Here is a 20,273-nt window from a genome sequence, read left to right as displayed (position 1 = left end):
TAGCTTCCAGCCGGGTATGCCAAGCCGGCATGCCAAACGGCCCACCAGCGCGTATTTATCAAAAATCCAAGAACCATTCTACCGGCAAATGCGAGATGCCCCGCGCCCGGGGTAGAAGGATGGCTTCAGGACGCGAGTTCGAGGACGTTTCTGGCACGCTGCAGTGCTACCGCGGACGAGTAAATCAGTGCCGCATCCGCGGCCAGCGCAACCCGGAGGTCCAGGGCCTTCGCAAAGGATTCCGAAGCTGCCAAAGCGTTGCCGCCTACAAAGTACGCCCGGCCCAGATACTGGTGAACAATCGGCTCGCGGGGGGTTCCCTGTACTTCCGTCAGCAGCTGGCGGAACAACTGGATAGCGCGGTCAAACCGGTTGGTTGCCCGGTGGACTTCCGCCTCGAAAATCCGCAGGCGAAACGACTCCGGATCCTTGTACCGCGCTTCAGCAAGGACTTCGGCCGCTTCCTTCGGCTGGCCGTCAAGCAGAAGCGCCATGATACGGTCGGCCGGATCCTCGGACGCCGCCAAGGCCGTTTCCATCACGTCTTCGTTGACGATCACTGGAAGCAGCGTGTCGGGATTCATCCGGACACCCGGGAAGCCCGCAGTTGGCCAGTCGCTGATGCCTTCGCTCAGGGTGGCCGTCACGATGCGATCTCCTGGTAAGCGGCAAACAGCAGCGAAGTGTCCGGGACATCAAGGATGCCAGGCTTCGCCACACCGTCCAGGACCACGAAGCGGAGCAGATCGCCACGGGACTTCTTGTCACGGCGCATGCCGTCAAGCAAACCCTGCCACCGGTCTTTCCGGTAGGTGATGGGCAGCCCGAGGCTTTCCAGAATGGTTCGGTGACGATCGGCGTCGGAATCCGACAGCCGGCCGACGCTGCGGGCAAGTTCCGCCGCGAACATCATTCCTACTGACACGGCGGCGCCGTGGCGCCAGGAGTAGCGCTCCACAAGTTCGATCGCATGACCCAAAGTGTGGCCATAGTTGAGGATTTCACGCAGGCCCGATTCCTTCAGGTCCTGGGAAACAACATTGGCCTTCACGGTGATGGCCCGCTCGATCAGCTCCCGGACAACGCTGGAACCCGGATCAGTAACGGCGTCCGTGTTCTTCTCGACGAGGTCCAGAATCACGGGGTCAGCAATGAAGCCGCACTTGATGACCTCGGCCATACCGGAAATCAGCTCGTTCTTGGGCAGAGTCTGAAGCGTGTCCAGATCTGCCAGTACCGCGGCGGGAGGGTGGAAGGAGCCCACCAGGTTCTTGCCCTCGGCCGTGTTGATGCCGGTTTTGCCGCCAACGGAAGCGTCCACCATTCCGAGCAGGCTGGTGGGCATGTGGATGACCTTGACGCCCCGGAGCCAGGTTGCCGCAACAAACCCGGCGAGGTCTGTCACTGCGCCGCCACCGACCGCCACGATCGCATCGGAGCGCGTGAAATCGTTCTGTCCCAGCACCTGCCAGCAGAAGGCAGCGACCTGGATGTGCTTGCCTTCCTCGGCGTCGGGAATTTCTGCCGTGAGGGCGGTGAAACCGGCAGCCTCGAGTTCATCACGGACGGTGTCGCCGGTCAGCCTCAAGGCCCGCGGGTGGATCACCAAGACCCGGCGGACGCGCTCGCCCAACTTCGCAGGGAGGGACCCCAGAAGGCCGCGGCCAACTACGACGTCGTAGTTCTCGTTGGCTGACTGGCCGGTCACCTTGATGACAGTTGCTTCGTTGCTCACTTTTCAACTTCCTCTTTCAAGGCTGCATGCTGGCGCAGCCGTTCCTCCAGCAGGAGGCCGATTTCCGCCACGGAACCCGATCGGACATCAAGGACAATGTCAGCCAGGCGTTCATAGACGGGACGTCTGGTGGCAAACAAGGCTTCCCACCGCGTCATGGCGTCGCCCTGCAGCAAAGGGCGTCCGGTATTACGGGCGATGCGGTCCGCAACGGTCGCTGCGTCGCACTCCAAGTAGACCACCGTGCACTCGCTCAGCAGTTGCTGGGTTCCGGAGTCCAGTACCGCGCCCCCGCCCAGGGAGATCACGCTCAGCTGTTCCTTGGCGGAGTCGATCGCCTTGGCCACGGCGCGGGCTTCCAGCTCACGGAAAGCATGTTCCCCGCGGCCGGCGAAAATGTCTGCGATGCTGCCGTGGGCAGCCACAACCATTGCGTCCGTGTCCACGTAGGGAACGTCCAGCTGCAGGGCCAACTGCTGGCCGATCGCCGACTTTCCGACCGCCATGGGACCCACGAGAACAATGGGACGGCCGGGACAGCCGTCCTGCAGTGCGCGGACCACTACCGGCCGACCGAGTCCAGGGTTGCCGGAATGCTGTCGAGGTAGCTCTGCAGGTTCCGCGCGGTCTCGGCAACTGAGTCGCCGCCGAACTTCTCGGCCACGGCTTCTGCCAGGACCAGGGCAACCATGGCTTCGGCAACCACGCCAGCTGCCGGAACAGCACAAACGTCTGAACGCTGGTGGTGGGCCTTTGCGGGCTCGCCGGTGCTGACATCGATGGTGCGCAGTGCGCGCGGCACGGTAGCAATCGGCTTCATGGCCGCACGCACGCGCAGGACATCGCCAATGCTCATGCCACCCTCAATGCCCCCGGCACGGTTGGTCTGACGGACGATCTTGCCGTTGTCATCCTTGACGATTTCATCGTGCGCTGCAGAACCGCGGCGCGCAGCCGTCATGAAGCCATCACCGACTTCCACGCCCTTGATGGCCTGGATACCCATGAGGGCAGCGGCAAGGCGTGAATCGAGTCGACGATCCCAGTGCACGTAGCTGCCCAGTCCCGGCGGGAGCCCGTAGGCGAGGACTTCAACTACGCCACCGAGCGTTTCGCCCTCCTTGTGTGCGGCATCAACTTCGGCAACCATCGCGTCGGAGGTCTCGCGGTCGAAGCAACGGAGAGGATCGGCGTCGAGGGCCAGAACATCTGCGGGCGCGGGCAGAGGCCTGCCCTCGGGCACGGTCACGCTGGCAATCGATACAGTATGGCTGACGAGTTCAACGCCAAGGTGCTTCAAGAACTGCGAGGCCACGGTACCCAAGGCAACGCGCGTGGCTGTTTCGCGGGCGCTGGCGCGTTCAAGAACGGGCCGTGCTTCATCGAAGCCGTACTTCTGCATTCCGGTGAAGTCCGCGTGACCCGGACGGGGACGCGTCAAAGGCGCGTTGCGTGCCTGGTCCGCCAGCAGTTCGGGGGCCACAGGGTCAGCAGACATGATCTGTTCCCATTTGGGCCATTCGGTGTTGCCGACCTGAATGGCCACGGGGCCACCCTGGGTGATGCCGTGGCGGACACCGCCAACGATCGTCACCTCGTCCTGCTCAAACTTCATGCGGGCGCCACGCCCATAGCCCAGGCGGCGACGCGCCAAGGCGTCACGGATTTGCCCGCTGGTGAGTTCAACACCGGCAGGCACGCCTTCAATAATTCCGATCAGAGCCGGACCGTGGGATTCACCGGCAGTCAACCAACGCAACATATAACCAATCCTGCCATGTAAGGCCTCTAGAACACTCGCCGGGGAAGCCCGACTGAGTCGCACATCACATCTATGACGGCGGCATTGACATCACAGCCGCTGAACAGCCGGATCTGCTCCGCCGCCTGGTACATCAGCATCTCCAGTCCGGGAACCACTGCTCCCCCGTGTCCATGCCAGACCTCGGCCAGGCGGCTCGGCCACGGGTCATACGCAACGTCAAGCAGAACGCCTGCGCCAGTCGCCGGCAAAGCTGCCAACTCGTCCGCGAGGCCATCTGCGGCCCGCGGGGGGAACGTGGAGATCACGAGTTCTGTCCCGGCAACTGCCGTGGCAGCCTCGGACAGCGGGCGGATCGTCAGCGAAATCCCGACGGCGGCCGCCGCAGCTTGGGCGTCACCGGCACGTCCGGCGTCACGCACGAAAACGTCAACGTGACGCACTCCGAGTTCGCGCAGGGCGGCAACAGCGGCAGCCGATGTTCCACCGCCACCAAGGACAGCAGCGCGCGTCGTGGAGGTAAGGCCGGCGTAACGCACGGCGTCCACAATGCCGGCGACGTCGGTGTTGTATCCGACGCGTCGGATGGAGCCGCCAACGTGCTCGAAGGCGACAGTATTGATGACACCCAGAGCTGCCCCCGCTCCGCGGACGTCATCCATCTCGCGAACCATGGCGGACTTCAGCGGCATGGTAACGGAGAGCCCGCACCACGATTCGTCGCCGCGAACCGACTCCATGAAATCCGGAAGCTGTTCAACCGTGACATCAATGGCCGAGTAATCGATGTCGACGCCCAAGGTGGCATAGGCAGCCGTATGCATGGCGGGAGACTTTGAATGTGAAATCGGGTGCCCGAGGACCGCGGCGCGACGACTCACACACACCGCCCGGCGTTGGCCTGGCACCACGCGTTGTATTGCTCCACGTAGGTGCTGTGTTCAGCCAGCGTCTTGGAGAACTTTGTCTCCTTGGTATCCAGGTTGATGGTGACCCAGTAAAGGTAGTCATTCTGGGTCGGCTTCGCTGCGGCGTCGATTGCGGTCTTGCCCGGGGAACCAATGGGACCAGCCGGGAGACCAACATTGGCGTACGTGTTGTACGTATTGGACTTGTCAGCCTTCTCTTCCTCTGTGAGGTGGAAGGACTTCTTGCCCAAACCGTAGGTCACTGTTGCATCGGACTGGATCAGCCCGTTGGTCTCCGTGTTGTTGGGTTTGAGCCGGTTGTAGATTGCCCCTGCCACGTTGCCGTAATCAGCCTGTCCGCCTTCGGCTTGGACGATGCTGGCGATGGTCACGGTGTCGTATTGCTTCGCGGGATCGGTAATTCCTTGGGCCTTGAGTTCATCCAAGGTGGTGGACACGAGCTTCTGGACGATGTCCTTGCCTGAGGTTCCCAGCGGGAAACGGTACTCGCCGGGAGCCAGGAATCCTTCGAGGTTCTTGGCCTGGGAAGGTACGCCGAACTGGGCTGGCGCCTGGTTGAACGCTGTCAATTGCTGGAGCGGTATTCCAGAGCCCTTGGAGATTGCGTCAAGGGATTCGTTGATGCGCAGGCCCGCGCTCAAGGCAAAATAGATGACCTTCGAGGCGTCCTTGTTCAGCAGGACTGCCACGGCATCGGAGTTCTTCATCTCGGTGCGGAACGTAAATTCGCCCGGCGACAGTTCGCCGCCATCGCTCAGGAACGCCTTCACGAACGAATCGGCATCTGCCACCACTTTGTTGTCCACGAGGGCCGTAGCAACAGCCTTGGGACCGGCGCCTTCAGGAACCGTAATGGTCACGGATCCGGTACCGGGCCCCGGGTAGTCAGTGACCTTGTCCATACCGAGCAACGGCTTCAGGAACTGCGCGCCGATGGCGATCGCAGCGACGAAGACGCCGAGCGTGATCAGGAGGGCAAGGACACGACGGCGACGCCTCGCCTTCTTGGTCGCGGCTTTGCTGGCAGCAGGCTCGATGGCAGGAATCAGTGCATGGTGCTCGTCAGGGTGGACTTCGTGGTCCTCATACCCGTAGTGGGCGTCGTGCTCAACAAATCCGTGGACGTCATGATGCTCTCCACCTTCATGGTGGAAATAGTGCGAGGGGTGTTCGTCGCCTTCGTGGCCAGCGTAAACGTGCTCTTCAGCCGGGATGTGCGTTTCATCAAGGTGCACTTCCCCGGCATGGACCTCCGCATAGTGCGGGGGCCGCACAGCGTCGTCGACGTGGTCCTGGTGGAGCTCCACGCTCACTGGGTGGGCTTCGTGTACCGGTTCCGGTTCATGGTTCGGTTCCGGTACGTGAGCCGACTCCTGTTCCTGGACAGGCTCTGCTTCTTTGGCCGGCTCCGCCGCAGCGGGAGGTTCCGTGGGAACCGGCGGTGCGACAGGAACCGGTGGGGCAACAGGAACCGGTGGTACAGCAGTGACGGGCGGCACCGCAGGAGCTGCTGGGACGGCCGGAACCGGCTTGGGCAACGCTGGCTCAGCATCAACCGGAGGTGTTGCCGCCTCCGGTGTCGCTTCGGGTACAGGTACGACGTTCTGGTTTTGCGTGGCGAGGAATCGTTCGCGGGCCCGCAGTTCCTTGCGGGTCAGCGGCATCCCACCGCCAGCGGCACCGCTGGAGGGGTCGTTGTTGACCGGGCTCACAGTTGCAGTCCCCTCGTAGAAGAATCTGGATCTCGGCCGGAGGCAGCCCCCAGCGTTGGGGCACTGGTGGGCTGATCGGACTGCGCCGGTGCCTGCACGCGGCGTCCAACGTCCGTTCCTCTGGCTTTTTGCATGTCGATCGCGTGCTGAAGTATTCCAGCAGCGGCAACCTGATCAACCACTTTACGGTGGTTTCTACTGCTCATGCCAGCTTCGTGCAGGTTACGGTGTGCCGTAACGGTGCTGAGCCGCTCGTCCACGAGGTTGACTGGAACGGCTGCACCGCTTCTGGACAGCTCGGCCGCCAGGAGTTCGGCGTACTCCGTTGCCATCTGCGCGGAGCCTCGCTCTTCGCCCTTCATGGTGCGCGGCAGGCCGACAAATATCTGCACGGCTGACAACTCAACGGCCTGCTTTACCACCACACGGATGTCGGAGTTTTTCTTGGCGTCACGACCCACGGTCTTGAAGGGCGTCGCCAAAATGCCGTCGGGGTCGCAAATGGCAAGCCCAACCCGGACGGTACCGACGTCTACCCCCAGCTTGATGCCGCGGGGGTAGACGTCGCTGTTCGTCGTGGAATCCACCGTCAGCGCTTGGCTATCGCATCCGCTACCGCGGCGAGGGCCTCGGAGACCTTCGCAGCGTCGGTGCCGCCGCCTTGGGCGACGTCGTCCTTGCCGCCTCCGCCACCGCCGAGGATGCCGGCTGCGAGGCGCACCAAGGCGCCAGCCTTAACGCCGGCATCACGTGCGGCCTCGTTGGTAGCCACCAGGATGATGGGCCGGTCATTGCTGACACCGGCAACGGCTACGGTTGAAGCCTCGGAACCCAGGCGGTTGCGGAGGTCAAGGGCAAGGTTGCGGATATCATCCGCACCGCCCACCTGACCGGCATCGTGCGCAATGAGACGGACACCCGCAGCATCGCGGGCAGTGCCCACAAGATTCGCGGCCGCAGCTGCAAGCTGCTCCTTGCGCAGGCGGTCGAGTTCCTTCTCCGCAACCTTGAGCTTGTTCAACGTGGTGGAGATGCGGTCAGCCAGCTGGCCGGACGGAACCTTGAGCATTTCGGTCAGCTCTGCCACGAGAGCACGCTCCGCGGCGAGGTGGCGGAACGCATCCAGGCCCACGAACGCCTCAACGCGGCGGTTACCTGAACCGACGGACTGCTCTCCCAAAAGGGACAAGCTGCCAATCAGTGAGGTGTTTGCCACATGGGTGCCACCACAAAGTTCACGGGACCAGGCGCCGTCGATCTCCACAACCCGGACTTCGCTGCCGTAGTTCTCGCCAAACAGTGCCATGGCGCCCAGCGCCTTCGCCTCGGCCAGGCCCATGACCTTGGTGTCAACGCGGAAGTTGTTCCGGATGGCGATGTTGGAAACCTCTTCGATTTCCGAACGCGTGGCGGTGCTCAGGCCCTCGCCCCAGGCAAAGTCGAAGCGCAGGTAGCCGGCCTTGTTGAACGAACCGCGCTGAGTGGCTTCCGGCCCCAGGATCTGGTGCAAAGCGGCATGCACAATGTGCGTGCCGGTGTGTGCCTGCTCGGCGGCATGGCGACGTTCACGGTCGACGGCGGCGCGCACCAGCGCGTCCGAGGCAATTTCGCCTTCGCGGACGATCGCCTTGTGCACGCTGAGGCCCTTGACCGGACGCTGAACGTCCAGCACCTCGACGACGAAGCCGTCACCGGTGATGAGGCCGGTATCGGCGGACTGGCCGCCTGCCTCGGCGTAGAACGGGGTTTCGTTCAGGACCAGTTCGATTTCATCGCCGGTGGATGCGTGGGCAACACGCTGACCGCCACTGACAATGCCGCGGACCTTGGATTCGCCGTCGAGTTCGTCATAGCCGATGAAGACCGTCTCGCCCTCGCCCAGCATCTCCTGGTACGCGCTGAGGTCGGCATGGCCGCCCTTCTTGCCCTTTGCATCTGCCTGGGCGCGCTGACGCTGTTCCAGCATGAGTGAACGGAAGCCAGCTTCATCCACCTTGAGTCCGGCTTCCTCCGCCATCTCCAACGTAAGGTCGATCGGGAAGCCGTAGGTGTCGTGGAGCGCGAAAGCGTCAGCGCCCGACAACGGAACCCCTGCAGCCTTGGATTCAGCCACGGCGTCTTCGAGCCGTGCGGTTCCGGATGCGATGGTACGCAGGAACGCCTTCTCCTCGGCGTAGGCGATTCGGCTGATGCGTGCGAAGTCCGTGTCGACCACGGGGTAAACACCCTTCATGGCGTCCCGCGAGACCGGCAGGAGGTCAGGCAAGCAAGCCTTCTCGACGCCCAGCAGGCGCATCGCACGCACGGCGCGGCGGATGAGACGACGCAGGACGTAGCCCCGGCCTTCGTTGGACGGAGCCACACCATCAGCGATGAGCATGAGGGAGGAACGGATGTGGTCCGCGACGACGCGCATGCGGACGTCATCGGTGTGGTGCGGATCTTCGTCAGTCTCCGCGGATGTGTATTCCTTGCCCGACAGTTCCGCTGCCTTGTCGATAACCGGCCGGACTTGGTCGGTCTCGTACATGTTCTCAACGCCCTGGAGGATCATCGCGAGACGCTCCATGCCCAGGCCGGTGTCAATGTTCTTGTTCGGCAGTTCACCGACGATGTCGAAGTCCACCTTGGAACGGACGTTCTCGATCTGGTACTGCATGAACACGAGGTTCCAGATTTCGATGTAGCGGGTTTCGTCGGCGAGGGGCCCGCCTTCGATTCCGTACTGCGGGCCGCGGTCGTAGTAGATCTCCGAGCAGGGGCCGGCAGGGCCCGGCTGGCCGGTGTGCCAGTAGTTGTCGGACTTACCCATGCGCTGGATGCGCTCAGCCGGGATTTCCGTGTTCTTGAGCCACAGTTCCTTGGCTTCGTCGTCCTCTTCGTAAACGGTCACCCAGATGCGCTCGGCGGGAAGGCCGTAGCCGCCGTCGTCAACGCTCTTGGTGAGCAGCTCGAAAGCGAACTTGATCGCATCTTCCTTGAAGTAATCCCCGAAGGAGAAGTTGCCGCACATCTGAAAGAACGTACCGTGACGGGCCGTCTTGCCGACTTCCTCGATGTCGCCGGTGCGGATGCACTTCTGGACACTGGTAGCACGCTTGTACGGCGGCTCTTCGCGAGCAGTCAAATAAGGAATGAACGGCACCATGCCGGCCACAGTGAAGAGAAGTGACGGGTCGCTGGAAACGAGCGACGCGGAGGGAACGGCGGTGTGGCCCTTACTGACAAAAAAGTCCACCCAGCGTTTGGTGATCTCCTGCGACTTCATTAGCTGTTTACTTACCCTTCTCAATTCACTGCACGTGGTGTGCGCGGTACCGGCTGTTGCCGTTCCGCAGCTTCTCATTCTGCCCTGTTGTGGGCGCTGGGGCGAACCGCGCCCGCTAGCGTTGACCTGTTCCGGCGTCGCCAATCCCCAATGCCGCCCGCAAATCCTCTTCGCGTTCGTGCATGCCGGCGCGCACGGCGTCGGCGAAATCGAACAGGCCGTCGGCAAGTCGACCCACAGCACGGTTGAGACCGTCGGGGCCAATATTGGCCTGGGCCTCGGTGATCTTGCGGAAGGCGATGACTCCGATGGCAACGCCGATGCCCATCCAGACTATTCGTTTCATGATTTCCTGACGTTCAGCATGTTTTCAGACGTACAACCCGATCAGCGGCTGCGACGGCCCGACGACGGGGCCTTCCGGGCGGCGAAAGCGGAACGCACGCCGTAACTGAAGGCGGCGACCTTGATCAAGGGCGAGCCGACTGTAGCGGCAACCAGGGACGACAGTGCCGAGATGTTGGCCGACGCATCAGAGACGTTCGACGCGATGCCATCAACCTTCTTCAGCTGCTGGTTGGTGGTGGAGACGGTGGCCGTCACTTCATCCATCAGTGGCGTCGCGCCATCGCTGATGGAACGGATAGTGGAACGTACTTCGTCGAAGACCCCACCAAGTTTCAGGATGGGCACAGCCAACAGCAACACCAGCAGGGCGAACACTCCCGCCGCGATCAGGCCGGCAATATCGCCACCAGACATATATCTCATCTCCTAGGATCGTTGCGCCGCCCGCACCCGCTGGTTGGCAGCATCGTGCAAGGCCTCCCCAAGTACCTTACATAGAAAGAAGCAGGACCTTACATACAAAGAAGCCCGCGGCGTTGGCCACGGGCTTCTTTGTAAGCGCTGCTTGGATTAGCGAGCGTAGAATTCGACGACGAGCTGCTCTTCGCAGGTCACGGGGACCTCGGAGCGCTTCGGGCGACGAACCAGACGCGCCTGCAGGGCGTCGATCTTGACGTCCAAGTATGCCGGAACCGTGTTCAGAACGTGGGCACCAGCTGCTGCGACCTGGAACGGAGCCATGGTCTCGGAGCGGCTGTGAACGTGGATGAGCTGGCCTTCGCCAACGCGGAAGGACGGGCGGTCCACGCGGATGCCGTCAACCAGGATGTGGCGGTGCACAACCAGCTGGCGAGCCTGTGCGATGGTGCGGGCGAAGCCGGCACGCAGCACGAGGGCGTCCAGACGCATTTCGAGCAGCTCAACCAGGTTTTCACCGGTGAGGCCCTTGGTGCGGCGTGCTTCTTCGAAGGCACGGGTCATCTGGGCTTCGCGGATGCCGTACTGTGCGCGCAGACGCTGCTTTTCGCGCAGACGTACGGCGTAGTCGGAGTCCTGCTTCTTGCGGGCACGGCCGTGCTCACCGGGGCCGTACGGGCGGCGCTCCATGTACTTGGCGGCCTTGGGGGTCAGAGCAATGCCGAGTGCACGCGAAAGGCGTGCGGTACGGCGAGCACGAGTGTTGTTAGCCACTTGTGTCCTTCCAATTACTGCGGTGTGTCAGTGTTACTGGCCTCCATCAGGGAGAGCATCGGCCAACCGCTGCCTTTTGCTACTGGCCCACGGCGCAGCACCATTGAACAGAATCTTCAAGGGATTGTGCGTCGGGGACATGCCAGACAAGCAACTATCCTACCACGGGAGTTAGCCGGTTACCGGCCCTGCACGCTGCGGCAGCGGGCACCCCTTCTGGCAGAGCTACTGGCCCCTGATGATTTTCCGAAGCCTCTCCAGCCTTGCCGAGATGTCCCGTTCGGCGCCGTTGGACGTGGGTTCGTAGTAGTCCTTGCCCACGAGGTCGTCAGGCGGGTATTGCTGGGTCGCCACACCATGGGGTTCATCGTGGGCGTACTTGTAGCTCTTGCCGTGGCCCAACTGCTTGGCACCGGGATAGTGGGCGTCGCGCAAATGCATGGGGATTCCGCCACCGAAACCCGCGCGAACGTCCGCCACGGCCTTGTTCAGCCCCATATAGGCCGCATTCGATTTGGGCGCGGTCGCCAGATGCACTACCGCTTCAGCAAGGACAATCCGGCCTTCAGGCATTCCAATCAGTTGTACTGCCTGCGCCGCGGCGACAGCCGTTTGCAGCGCTGTAGGATCTGCCATGCCAATGTCCTCCGCTGCGGAGATCACGATCCGCCGCGCCACGAAGCGAGGGTCCTCCCCCGCCTCCAACATCCGCGCCAGATAGTGCAATGCTGCGTCCACGTCTGATCCCCGGATGGACTTGATGAAGGCACTCGCGACGTCATAGTGCTGGTCACCGGCGCGATCGTAGCGGACCGCCGCCGAATCAAGTGCGCGTTCGGTGTGCCGCAGTTCCACCAGCACCGGAGCGTCAGGCGCACCGTCGCCCGCAAGTCCAGGCTCGCCGTCGTTGTCCGTTCCCTCACCGGCGGTGCTGTCACCGAATGCCACACCGGAGGCGGCCTCCAAGGCCGTCAGGGCCCGGCGGGCGTCGCCACCGGAAAGCCTGACCAAATGTTCCAGTGCTTCCGGACTCAGCTCCACACGGCCAGCCAGGCCACGGCCATCCAGCACCGCGCGTTGCAACAACCCGGCGATGTCGTCGTCCGTCAGCGGCTTGAGCGTCAGCAGAAGCGACCGGGACAACAACGGCGAAACGACCGAAAATGAGGGGTTCTCCGTAGTAGCGGCCACCAGGACGACCCAACGGTTCTCCACTCCCGGAAGCAAGGCATCCTGCTGGGCCTTGTTGAAGCGGTGGATCTCGTCCAGGAACAACACAGTAGTTTTCTTGTACAAGTCCCGAGCCGTCAAGGCCTCGTCCATGACGCGCCTGACGTCCTTCACGCCGGCAGTGATGGCCGAGAGCTCCACAAACTTCCGGCCCGGGCCCCGCGCGATCACGTGGGCAAGGGTGGTCTTGCCCGTTCCCGGAGGCCCCCACAGGATCACCGAGCTCGGGCCAGCCGGTCCAGCTGCATCGGCACCGGCGGCCAGTTGCCGAAGCGGTGAGCCGTGGCCAAGTAGGTGTTGCTGACCCACGACGTCGTCCAGGGTACGGGGGCGCATCCGAACTGCCAGCGGGCTGCGTTGGGAAGCCATACGTGCTGCATCGGATACTCCCCCGACGGCGGGCGTATCCTCCGACTCGTCGTCGCTGCCCGCACCCACACCAAAGAGATCTTCCACATGGATAGGCTACTCATAGATCCAGCAAAGGAGACATCGACGTGGACCGCCCGTCATCAACGCCACAGCAACGTACCCCCAGCCGCGCCGCTTTGGTGCCCGCTGCGCGGCTGTCCGGCTGGGTGGACCGCTTCACCGCAAGCCACGGCGCCCTTGTTGAAGAAGACGATGACGACGGCGCAATGCTCCTCCGCGCGGCCGACGGCGCAATGCTCCTCCGCGCGGCCGACGGCGCGACTGCCCTGCTGAGGGCGCCGTGGCCCGTCGATGGCAGGCCCGGCCGCGGTGCAACAGACATCGAGCGGCTCGCCTCACTCGCCACGCAGGAACGTGGGCTTGGCCTGCTCCTGGTGCGCAGAGGAGGATTCGCCATAGCCGTGGCCAGCGGAACCAAGGTCCTTGAGTCCAAGAGCGGCAACCGTTACGTCCAGTCCAGGACGTCAGCCGGTGGCCAGTCCCAGCAACGGTTCGCGCGTCGACGATCCAGCCAGGCAGACTCATTGGTGGATTCCGCCGCCGAACACGCGGCCCGTATCTTCAGCGGCCACCGCGTCGAGTACATCGTGCCGGGCGGCGACAAAGCCTTGGTGGAACAAGTCCTCGGCCGGCCGTCCATGCGCGGAATGGCGGGCCGGACACAATTGGCCTTCCTGGACGTTCAGGATCCCAAAACCGCGGTCTTGGCCAAGGCCGCCGGCGACGCCTGCTCCATCCGGATCCTCGTCACTGACTCATCCAAATAGCTGTGCGCTAACAACCTCCGGGCGCCCTCGTCAGGGGAGCTTGCCGGTACAGATAACTGCCGCGTTCCTCAAAGCCCGACCGCGAATACAAGGACTGCGCACCCTGGTTGGCTGCAGTCACCAAAAGCCAAAAGCCGTGGAGACCACGCGCCGCACCCGCGGCCATCAAGGCGTCCAGCACCTGAGTTGCGTAACCGCGCCGACGGTGCGTGGCCGACGTCGCCATGCTGTACAGACCGCCCCAGCCGTCCACCAAGGCAAGACGCCCGACGGCGGCAGGGACGCCGTCGTCGTCCCTCACCATCGCGTACAGCGACGGGCAGGCCGTCAGTATCCCGCGCGCGACGTTGAGCTCCCGCTCACCGCCGCGGCCATCCACGGACCACCAGAGCTGAAGCCATTCTTCAGAGACTTCTTCGGAAAGCTCCACCCCTGCCGGCTCCGTGAGAGCAAGGCCGTCCGCGCCGCGGACCATGATCTTCGTTTCTGACTGGCGCGTGAAACGGCGCTCGTCCAGGGCCGCGTTGAGGTTTGAGCTTCTGGAATCGTCGAACACCTGGAAAATCAACGGCAGCCGCCGTCGCTGATACCACTGCGTCGCGGAACGGATCGATCCCGCAATCGCCGCGCCGTCAGCGTCACTGGAAGAGGGAACCCTCGGCCAGACCGAATTGGCCCGCTGCGTCACGCCGTGGGAAGCGCGGAGAACCCACCCACCCGTGTCTTCCCGCTCAGAGGCAGGCCAGGCACGGTCCATCAGGGTTTCGATCAGAGCTTGATCCAGCACGGCTTGTGGCACCTTTCATGACGAGGTAAACGGGGGCAGTGAGACTGTTGGCAGGGAACGCCAGAGGCTCCCCACCGTGGTGGGGAGCCTCTGAAAGCGTGTTACTCGGACTTGCTCTCCGGCTTGGTTGCCGGCTTTGCTTCCGGCTTGAAGTCGACGCCGGCTTCCTTCCGTTGCTGCGCCGTAATGGGAGCTGGCGCCGCAGTCAGGGGATCGTATCCGCCGCCTGACTTCGGGAAGGCGATGACGTCTCGGATGGAATCCACGCCGGCCAAGAGGGCAACCACACGGTCCCAACCGAGGGCCATGCCGCCATGCGGAGGGGCGCCATACTTGAAGCCCTCCAGCAGGAATCCGAACTTGGTTTCAGCGTCTTCCTTGTCCAGTCCCATGAGTTGGAAGACGCGTTCCTGCACTTCGCGCTCGTGGATACGGATGGAACCGCCGCCGATCTCGTTGCCGTTGCAGACGATGTCGTACGCGTACGACAAGGCCGACTCCGGATCCTGATCGAAAGTGTCAAGGAACTCCGGCTTGGGCGAGGTGAAGGCGTGGTGCACGGCAGTCCACTGACCGCCACCTACCGCGACGTCACCGGAAGCAACAGCGGCAGCAGCAGGTTCGAACATCGGGGCATCAACAATCCAGACGAAAGCCCAGTCCGTGGGATCGATCAATCCGGTGCGGTGGCCGATTTCCACACGTGCAGCGCCGAGGAGGGCACGCGACGCGGACTTCTCACCTGCAGCGAAGAAGATGCAGTCGCCCGGCTTTGCGCCAACGGCGTCGGCAAGGCCTGCCCGCTCTTGGTCGGTGAGGTTCTTGGCAACAGGGCCGGCGAGTTCGCCGTCTTCCTTGAAGAGCACATAGGCCAGGCCCTTCGCACCGCGCTGCTTGGCCCATTCCTGCCAGGCATCCAAGGCACGCCGTGCCTGCGATGCGCCGCCGGGCATGACTACGGCACCCACGTAGGGAGCCTTGAAGACGCCGAAGTTGGTGTCCTTGAAGAACTCGGTGAGCTCGGTGAGCTCCAGGCCGAACCGCAGATCCGGTTTGTCGGAGCCATACTTGGCCATGGCGTCGAGGTACGTCATGCGGCGGATCGGCGTCGGGATTTCGACGTCGATCAGCTGCCAGAGTGCCTTGACGATTGCCTCGCCGAGCTCAATGACGTCGTCCTGGTCTACGAAGCTGGCTTCGATGTCCAACTGCGTGAACTCGGGCTGGCGATCCGCACGGAAGTCCTCGTCACGGTAGCAGCGTGCAATCTGGTAGTACTTCTCGAAGCCACCAACCTGCAGCAGCTGTTTGAAAAGCTGCGGCGACTGCGGGAGTGCGTACCACGAACCGGGCGCCAGGCGTGCGGGGACGACGAAGTCGCGGGCGCCTTCCGGCGTCGAACGTGTCAGCGTCGGAGTTTCAATTTCCACGTAACCACGCTGGTGCAGCAGCTCGCGGGCGACGCGGTTCGCCTCGGAGCGCAAACGAAGGTTGCGGGCCGGGCCGGGGCGGCGCAAGTCGAGGTACCGGTGCTTGAGGCGGGCTTCCTCACCGACCTCGACGTGTTCGTCGATCTGGAACGGCAGCGGTTCCGACGTGTTGAGGATGACGACCTTCTCGGCCATGACCTCGATCTCGCCGGTGGCGAGGGCAGGATTCTCGTTGCCTTCAGGACGCTTGTTGACGGTACCCGTCACCTGCAGGACGTACTCGTTCCGCAGGCCATGGAAGACCTCTTCCTCACGGACAACCACCTGGGCGACACCGGAAGCGTCACGCAGGTCAACGAATGCCACTCCACCGTGATCGCGGCGGCGGCCTACCCAGCCGGCCAGGGTAACGGTTTGTCCAATGTGCTCGGAACGAAGTGATCCGAGGTCATGTGTGCGCAGCACAGCATTCCTTTCAGCATGAATTTTCAAGGGATCAATGCAAAGACGATCCCGTCCGAGTTTACCCGCCCCGGCCGCGGCTCCTGCCACGGAGGTGGATCAGGAGGTGACGACCCGAACATGCAGGTCTTCTTCCGACGGCGACCAGCTCGCCGGATCGGCGTCCACCTGATCGCCCGAACGGATGTCCTTGACCTGGTGCTTGCCGTCGTCGTCGGTGAACCACACGAAGGGGATGCCGCGGCGATCCGCAAACTTGATTTGCTTGCCGAACTTCTCTGCCTTGGCGGCAACCTCGGTGGCGATCCCGCGGCCACGCAGCTGGGCTGCGACGTCCTGGGCTGCCGACCAGCTGGCGTCGTCGTTCAAGGCAACCAGCACCGCGGTCGGAACGGAACGCGACGCCGTGGCGAACTCCTGGCTGAGGATCCGCGACACGAGGCGTGTCACGCCAATGGAAAGCCCGACGCCGGGGAATTTGCGGTTGCCCTTGCTGGCCAGGGCGTCATAGCGGCCCCCGGAGCAAATCGAACCGAGCTGTTCGTGGCCCACCAGGACCGTTTCGACCACTGTTCCGGTGTAGTAGTCCAGGCCGCGGGCAATGCTGAGGTCTGCAATAACCTTGCCCGGAGCGCGCTGGACAGCCGCTTCAATGACCTGCTCCAGCTCGCTCAGGCCTTCCTCCAGGAGTTCACCCGTCACGCCAAGGGCACGGACCTGCTCAACGAAGGAGGTGTCCTCGGTACGGATGGTGGCGAGCTTCAATGCAAGCCCGGCCTGCTCGTCAGTGGCACCCAGTTCGCTCTTCAAGAGTTCCGCAACCTTTTCGGCGCCAATCTTTTCGAGCTTGTCGATGCTGCGCAGAACGCCGGCGGTGTCCGTCAAGCCAATACCGCGGTAGAAGCCTTCAGCCAGTTTGCGGTTGTTGATGCGGAGGCGGAAGTCGGGGATGGGCAGGGCGCTCAGCGCCTCGGCAATAACCAGGGCAATTTCGACGTCGTAGCGGAACGGCAATTCGCCGTCGCCCACCACGTCGATGTCGGCCTGGGTAAACTCGCGGGCGCGGCCTTCCTGCGGACGCTCCCCGCGCCAGACTTTCTGGATCTGGTAGCGGCGGAACGGGAACGCAAGATAGCCGGCGTTTTCCACCACGTAGCGTGCAAAGGGCACTGTGAGGTCGAAGTGAAGCGCCAAAGCGTGGGGATCGGCTTTGTCGGACTTACCGGCGGCCTCGCCTTCGTCATCCTGCAGCCTGCTCAGGCCGTAGACCTCTTTGTCGATCTCGCCTTTGCGCAACAACTGCCCGACCGTCTCCACGGCGCGGGTCTCGATGGACGAGAAGCCGTGCAGTTCAAAGGTCTTGCGAAGAGTGTCCAGCACATGCAACTCCACCAACCGCTCCTGGGGAAGCCACTCGGGGAATCCGGACAGGGAGGCGGTACGTGCCATGGTGGAAATGTCTCCTTGAAGAAAGCAGTCGCCGGAATGAGCTCCGCAGCTTTAAACGCGTCTTCGGCGTTTGTGGGGCGGGCGTCCAGCCGGTCATGCATAAACTATGTGCGGCAGCCAGTTTATGCTTTCCGAGCGTGCACATCTAATGCGCCGTGCCCGGATCCTTCAGGCAGTCATGGAACGTGGACACAATCAGGAGGACTCTTGGCAACAAGGTCGCGGGATGACCGCGAAGCAAGACGCCGCATCCGGCAGATGGAAGCCAAGCGTGCACTGCGGCAGGTTCAGGGTAAACGGCGCAAGCGCGACAACGTCATAGCTGTCAGTGCCGCCGCTGGAACGCTGGTGCTCGCCGTGGTGTTGCAATTGACCGTCTTCAGTTCCAACCCCACCGAAGCGGAGTTCGCCGCTGCCCAAGCTGGGCTCAGTTCCCCCTCCGCTTCCCCTGCAGCATCCAACAGTGCCGATATTCCCAAACCGGAAACGGCAGCCGGAAAGACGTTCACGGGCGAACTGAAGCTCAACAGCGGAGCGATCGGTGTTGAACTCAACGGCACCGCAGCCCCGCAGGCCGCGGCCGTCTACAAGTCACTGACCGACGCCGGCTATTACAACGGCGCGTTCTGCCACCGCCTGACAACGTCGGAGACATTTGGCCTGCTGCAATGCGGAGCCACGTCGGAAGACGGCGCTGACGACGCCAGTTACCGCTGGGGTCCCCTGGAGAACACTCCCGCGGACAACGTCTATCCCGCGGGAACCATTGCTGTGGCGCGCACCGGAAACGACGCGTACGGGAATGGTCGCCAGTTCTTCATCGTGTACAAGGACACCACGATTCCCGCCGACAGTGCCGGCGGCTACACAGTGGTCGGCAAGGTGACCAGTGGCTTGGATGTAGTCACGAAGATCGCCGCCGCGGGCCTTAAGGCAGGCGAAAGCACCACTGACGGCGCCCCTGTGGCACCTGTCACGATAGACTCGTTTTCTCTGAAGTAACCAGCCCCAGGCCCCGGCCCGGGGTGCATTACCTGAGTAGTCCCTCCAAGCGAAAGACTTTTAGCGGTGACAGACAGTCAGAAATCCGACGAAACAGCAGTAGTGGCCAACGAAGAAACGGTCGAGGCAGCCGAGTCCGAGAACGCGGCGGAACAGCCTGCGGTTGAGGTCGAAGCGGTTGAGGGCGCAGTTTCCGTGGACACGGTCCCTGCAGCACAGGCCGAACAAGCCGCAGAGGCAGAGCCCGCAGTTGAGGTTCCAGCCGCAGAGGCGGAACCCACAGAGGTTCCAGCCGAAGCAGTTGAGCCTGCGGCCGCCGTCGAGGCATCCCCCGACGCCGATGCTGCCGCACCTCGCCCAGCACCGTCTCCGGCGCCCTCCCCCGCGGCCTTTGCGGCCCGTCCGAAGGCTCCCGCCAGCGTGGTTCCTGCTGCCCCGGCAGTGTCCGCCGCATCACTCGCGGAAGCAGCCAAATGGGGTCGGGCTGAAGGTGACGGACACGTCTTCCTCACCTTGGACGGCGAAGAGATCCCGGTTGGCCAGTACCCGGGCGTCAGCCCTGACGAAGCACTGGGCTACTTTGCGCGGAAGTTCGACGACATCATTGCGCAGGTTGTGCTCCTCGAGCACCGGGTCGAGTCCAAGGCTCCCGCCACGGACATGCAGAAAACCGTCACCCACCTGCGCGAACAGCTTGCTGAGCGCAACATGGTGGGCGATATCCGCTCCGCCGAAGCCCGCTTGGATGCCCTCTCCACCCAGATTGTGGAGTTGGAGAAGACAGAGAAGGCAGCGCACGACGCCGTTCGGGCCAGTGAACTCGCCGCCCGGGAAGCGATCGTGGCTGAAGCTGAAACCATCGCCGGACAGGATCCTGCGCAGATTCAGTGGAAGACCTCCAGCGCCCGCATGAACGAACTGTTCGAAACGTGGAAGGCCGCGCAGAAGAGCGGTGTTCGCCTTGGCCGCAGCAACGAGGATGCACTGTGGAAGCGATTCCGCTCGGCTCGGACTGTCTTCGATCGTCACCGCCGCGCCTACTTCTCACAGCTGGACAGCAACAACTCCGCCGCCAAGACTGCCAAGGAGGCTCTGATCGCCGAGGCCGAGGCGCTCTCGGCCTCCACTGACTGGGGATATGCAGCGGGCGAATACCGGCGTCTCATGGACCAGTGGAAAGCGACCCCGCGTGCCAGCCGCAAGGACGACGACGCCCTGTGGGGTCGTTTCCGAGCAGCACAGGACGTCTTCTTCAGCAACCGTCAGGCCGCCAACGACCAGATCGACCAGGAGTACACGGCAAACCTTGCCGTGAAGGAACAGCTCGTGGCTGAGGCCCAGGCCCTGCTGCCGATCAACGACCTTAACGCTGCCAAGAAGGCCCTGCAGTCCATCCGCGATCGTTGGGAAGATGCCGGCAAGGTTCCCCGCGCCGATATGGGGCGCATCGAAGCCGGTCTTCGCAAGGTCGAAGATGCGGTCCGCGACGCCGAAGAAGAAAAGTGGCGTCGGAGCAACCCGGAGACCAAGGCGCGTACCAACAGTGCATTGTCGCAGCTTGAGGCTGCCATAGCGGGACTGAAGGACGACTTGGCGAAGGCAGAGAAGGCCGGTGACCAGCGCCGCATCAAGGTAGCCCGTGAGGCCCTCGAAGCCCGCCAGGCGTGGCTTGATCAGATCCAGCGCTCGGCGAGCGACCTCGCCTAGGCTGTTTCAGTCCACGATTGACTGAACTCTTACAGGCTCCGTCCCGGTTATCCACATAACCG

At 63.2% G+C, this 20,273-nt stretch carries 18 protein-coding genes; 3 read left to right on the top strand and 15 right to left on the bottom strand.

All coding sequences use genetic code 11. The annotated features are described in order from the left end of the window. Positions 1 to 125: 125 nt before the first annotated feature. The 12 genes from ACIQC5_RS14700 to ACIQC5_RS14645 form a co-directional block, all read right to left on the bottom strand. Positions 126 to 647, bottom strand: coding sequence for a tetratricopeptide repeat protein (locus ACIQC5_RS14700; RefSeq protein ID WP_400283606.1), 522 nt, complete (start codon positions 645 to 647; stop codon positions 126 to 128). After that, a complete protein-coding gene (gene aroB / locus ACIQC5_RS14695) occupies positions 644 to 1,735 on the bottom strand; it encodes a 3-dehydroquinate synthase (RefSeq protein WP_400283603.1) in 1,092 nt (363 codons plus the stop codon). Before aroB ends, ACIQC5_RS14700 begins: the two co-directional genes overlap by 4 nt. Beyond that, positions 1,732 to 2,298: a shikimate kinase gene (locus tag ACIQC5_RS14690; protein ID WP_400283600.1), complete on the bottom strand. Its 567-nt coding sequence runs from the start codon at positions 2,296 to 2,298 to the stop codon at positions 1,732 to 1,734. Before ACIQC5_RS14690 ends, aroB begins: the two co-directional genes overlap by 4 nt. After that, positions 2,298 to 3,497, bottom strand: a complete 1,200-nt coding sequence (gene aroC, locus ACIQC5_RS14685; protein WP_400283598.1) for a chorismate synthase — start codon at positions 3,495 to 3,497, stop codon at positions 2,298 to 2,300. Before aroC ends, ACIQC5_RS14690 begins: the two co-directional genes overlap by 1 nt. A gap of 26 nt (positions 3,498 to 3,523) precedes the next feature. Then, entirely contained in the window at positions 3,524 to 4,378 is an 855-nt protein-coding gene (locus ACIQC5_RS14680) for a shikimate dehydrogenase (RefSeq protein ID WP_400283595.1), read from the bottom strand. After that, the gene (gene mltG / locus ACIQC5_RS14675) at positions 4,375 to 6,138 is read right to left on the bottom strand and encodes an endolytic transglycosylase MltG (protein WP_400283592.1); all 1,764 of its coding nucleotides are present in this window, start codon (positions 6,136 to 6,138) and stop codon (positions 4,375 to 4,377) included. The genes ACIQC5_RS14680 and mltG overlap by 4 nt, the downstream gene beginning before the upstream one ends. After that, positions 6,135 to 6,725: a Holliday junction resolvase RuvX gene (ruvX, locus tag ACIQC5_RS14670; RefSeq protein WP_400283589.1), complete on the bottom strand. Its 591-nt coding sequence runs from the start codon at positions 6,723 to 6,725 to the stop codon at positions 6,135 to 6,137. The genes mltG and ruvX overlap by 4 nt, the downstream gene beginning before the upstream one ends. A 2-nt stretch (positions 6,726 to 6,727) precedes the next feature. Continuing rightward, positions 6,728 to 9,406, bottom strand: coding sequence for an alanine--tRNA ligase (gene alaS / locus ACIQC5_RS14665; protein ID WP_400283586.1), 2,679 nt, complete (start codon positions 9,404 to 9,406; stop codon positions 6,728 to 6,730). Positions 9,407 to 9,521: 115 nt separating this feature from the next. Beyond that, entirely contained in the window at positions 9,522 to 9,752 is a 231-nt protein-coding gene (locus tag ACIQC5_RS14660) for a DUF6167 family protein (protein WP_400283583.1), read from the bottom strand. Between the two features lie 41 nt (positions 9,753 to 9,793). Then, positions 9,794 to 10,168: a DUF948 domain-containing protein gene (locus ACIQC5_RS14655; RefSeq protein ID WP_400283581.1), complete on the bottom strand. Its 375-nt coding sequence runs from the start codon at positions 10,166 to 10,168 to the stop codon at positions 9,794 to 9,796. 156 nt (positions 10,169 to 10,324) lie between these two features. Next, the gene (gene rpsD, locus ACIQC5_RS14650; RefSeq protein ID WP_400283578.1) at positions 10,325 to 10,945 is read right to left on the bottom strand and encodes a 30S ribosomal protein S4; all 621 of its coding nucleotides are present in this window, start codon (positions 10,943 to 10,945) and stop codon (positions 10,325 to 10,327) included. A gap of 225 nt (positions 10,946 to 11,170) precedes the next feature. Beyond that, entirely contained in the window at positions 11,171 to 12,631 is a 1,461-nt protein-coding gene (locus ACIQC5_RS14645) for a replication-associated recombination protein A (protein WP_400283575.1), read from the bottom strand. 41 nt (positions 12,632 to 12,672) lie between these two features. On the opposite strand from ACIQC5_RS14645, the gene ACIQC5_RS14640 reads away from it, so the two are divergent. Further along, the gene (locus ACIQC5_RS14640; RefSeq protein ID WP_400283571.1) at positions 12,673 to 13,374 is read left to right on the top strand and encodes an acVLRF1 family peptidyl-tRNA hydrolase; all 702 of its coding nucleotides are present in this window, start codon (positions 12,673 to 12,675) and stop codon (positions 13,372 to 13,374) included. Positions 13,375 to 13,381: 7 nt separating this feature from the next. Here the strand turns inward: ACIQC5_RS14640 and ACIQC5_RS14635 are convergent, their stop codons facing one another. The 3 genes from ACIQC5_RS14635 to hisS form a co-directional block, all read right to left on the bottom strand. After that, positions 13,382 to 14,161, bottom strand: a complete 780-nt coding sequence (locus ACIQC5_RS14635; protein ID WP_400283568.1) for a GNAT family N-acetyltransferase — start codon at positions 14,159 to 14,161, stop codon at positions 13,382 to 13,384. Between the two features lie 101 nt (positions 14,162 to 14,262). Continuing rightward, positions 14,263 to 16,056, bottom strand: a complete 1,794-nt coding sequence (gene aspS, locus ACIQC5_RS14630; RefSeq protein ID WP_400283565.1) for an aspartate--tRNA ligase — start codon at positions 16,054 to 16,056, stop codon at positions 14,263 to 14,265. 96 nt (positions 16,057 to 16,152) lie between these two features. After that, entirely contained in the window at positions 16,153 to 17,502 is a 1,350-nt protein-coding gene (gene hisS / locus ACIQC5_RS14625) for a histidine--tRNA ligase (RefSeq protein WP_400283562.1), read from the bottom strand. Between the two features lie 207 nt (positions 17,503 to 17,709). Here hisS and ACIQC5_RS14620 point away from each other — a divergent pair, with 207 nt between their 5' ends. Continuing rightward, positions 17,710 to 18,504, top strand: coding sequence for a peptidylprolyl isomerase (locus ACIQC5_RS14620; protein WP_400283560.1), 795 nt, complete (start codon positions 17,710 to 17,712; stop codon positions 18,502 to 18,504). A gap of 66 nt (positions 18,505 to 18,570) precedes the next feature. After that, the gene (locus tag ACIQC5_RS14615; protein WP_400283558.1) at positions 18,571 to 20,211 is read left to right on the top strand and encodes a DUF349 domain-containing protein; all 1,641 of its coding nucleotides are present in this window, start codon (positions 18,571 to 18,573) and stop codon (positions 20,209 to 20,211) included. The last annotated feature ends 62 nt before the right edge of the window (positions 20,212 to 20,273 follow it).

This window comes from Paenarthrobacter sp. NPDC092416 (genome assembly GCF_044755025.1).
Taxonomy (GTDB): Bacteria; Actinomycetota; Actinomycetes; order Actinomycetales; family Micrococcaceae; genus Arthrobacter.
Note: the sequence above shows the minus strand (reverse complement) of the source record. Positions and strands in the feature narration are given on the sequence as shown.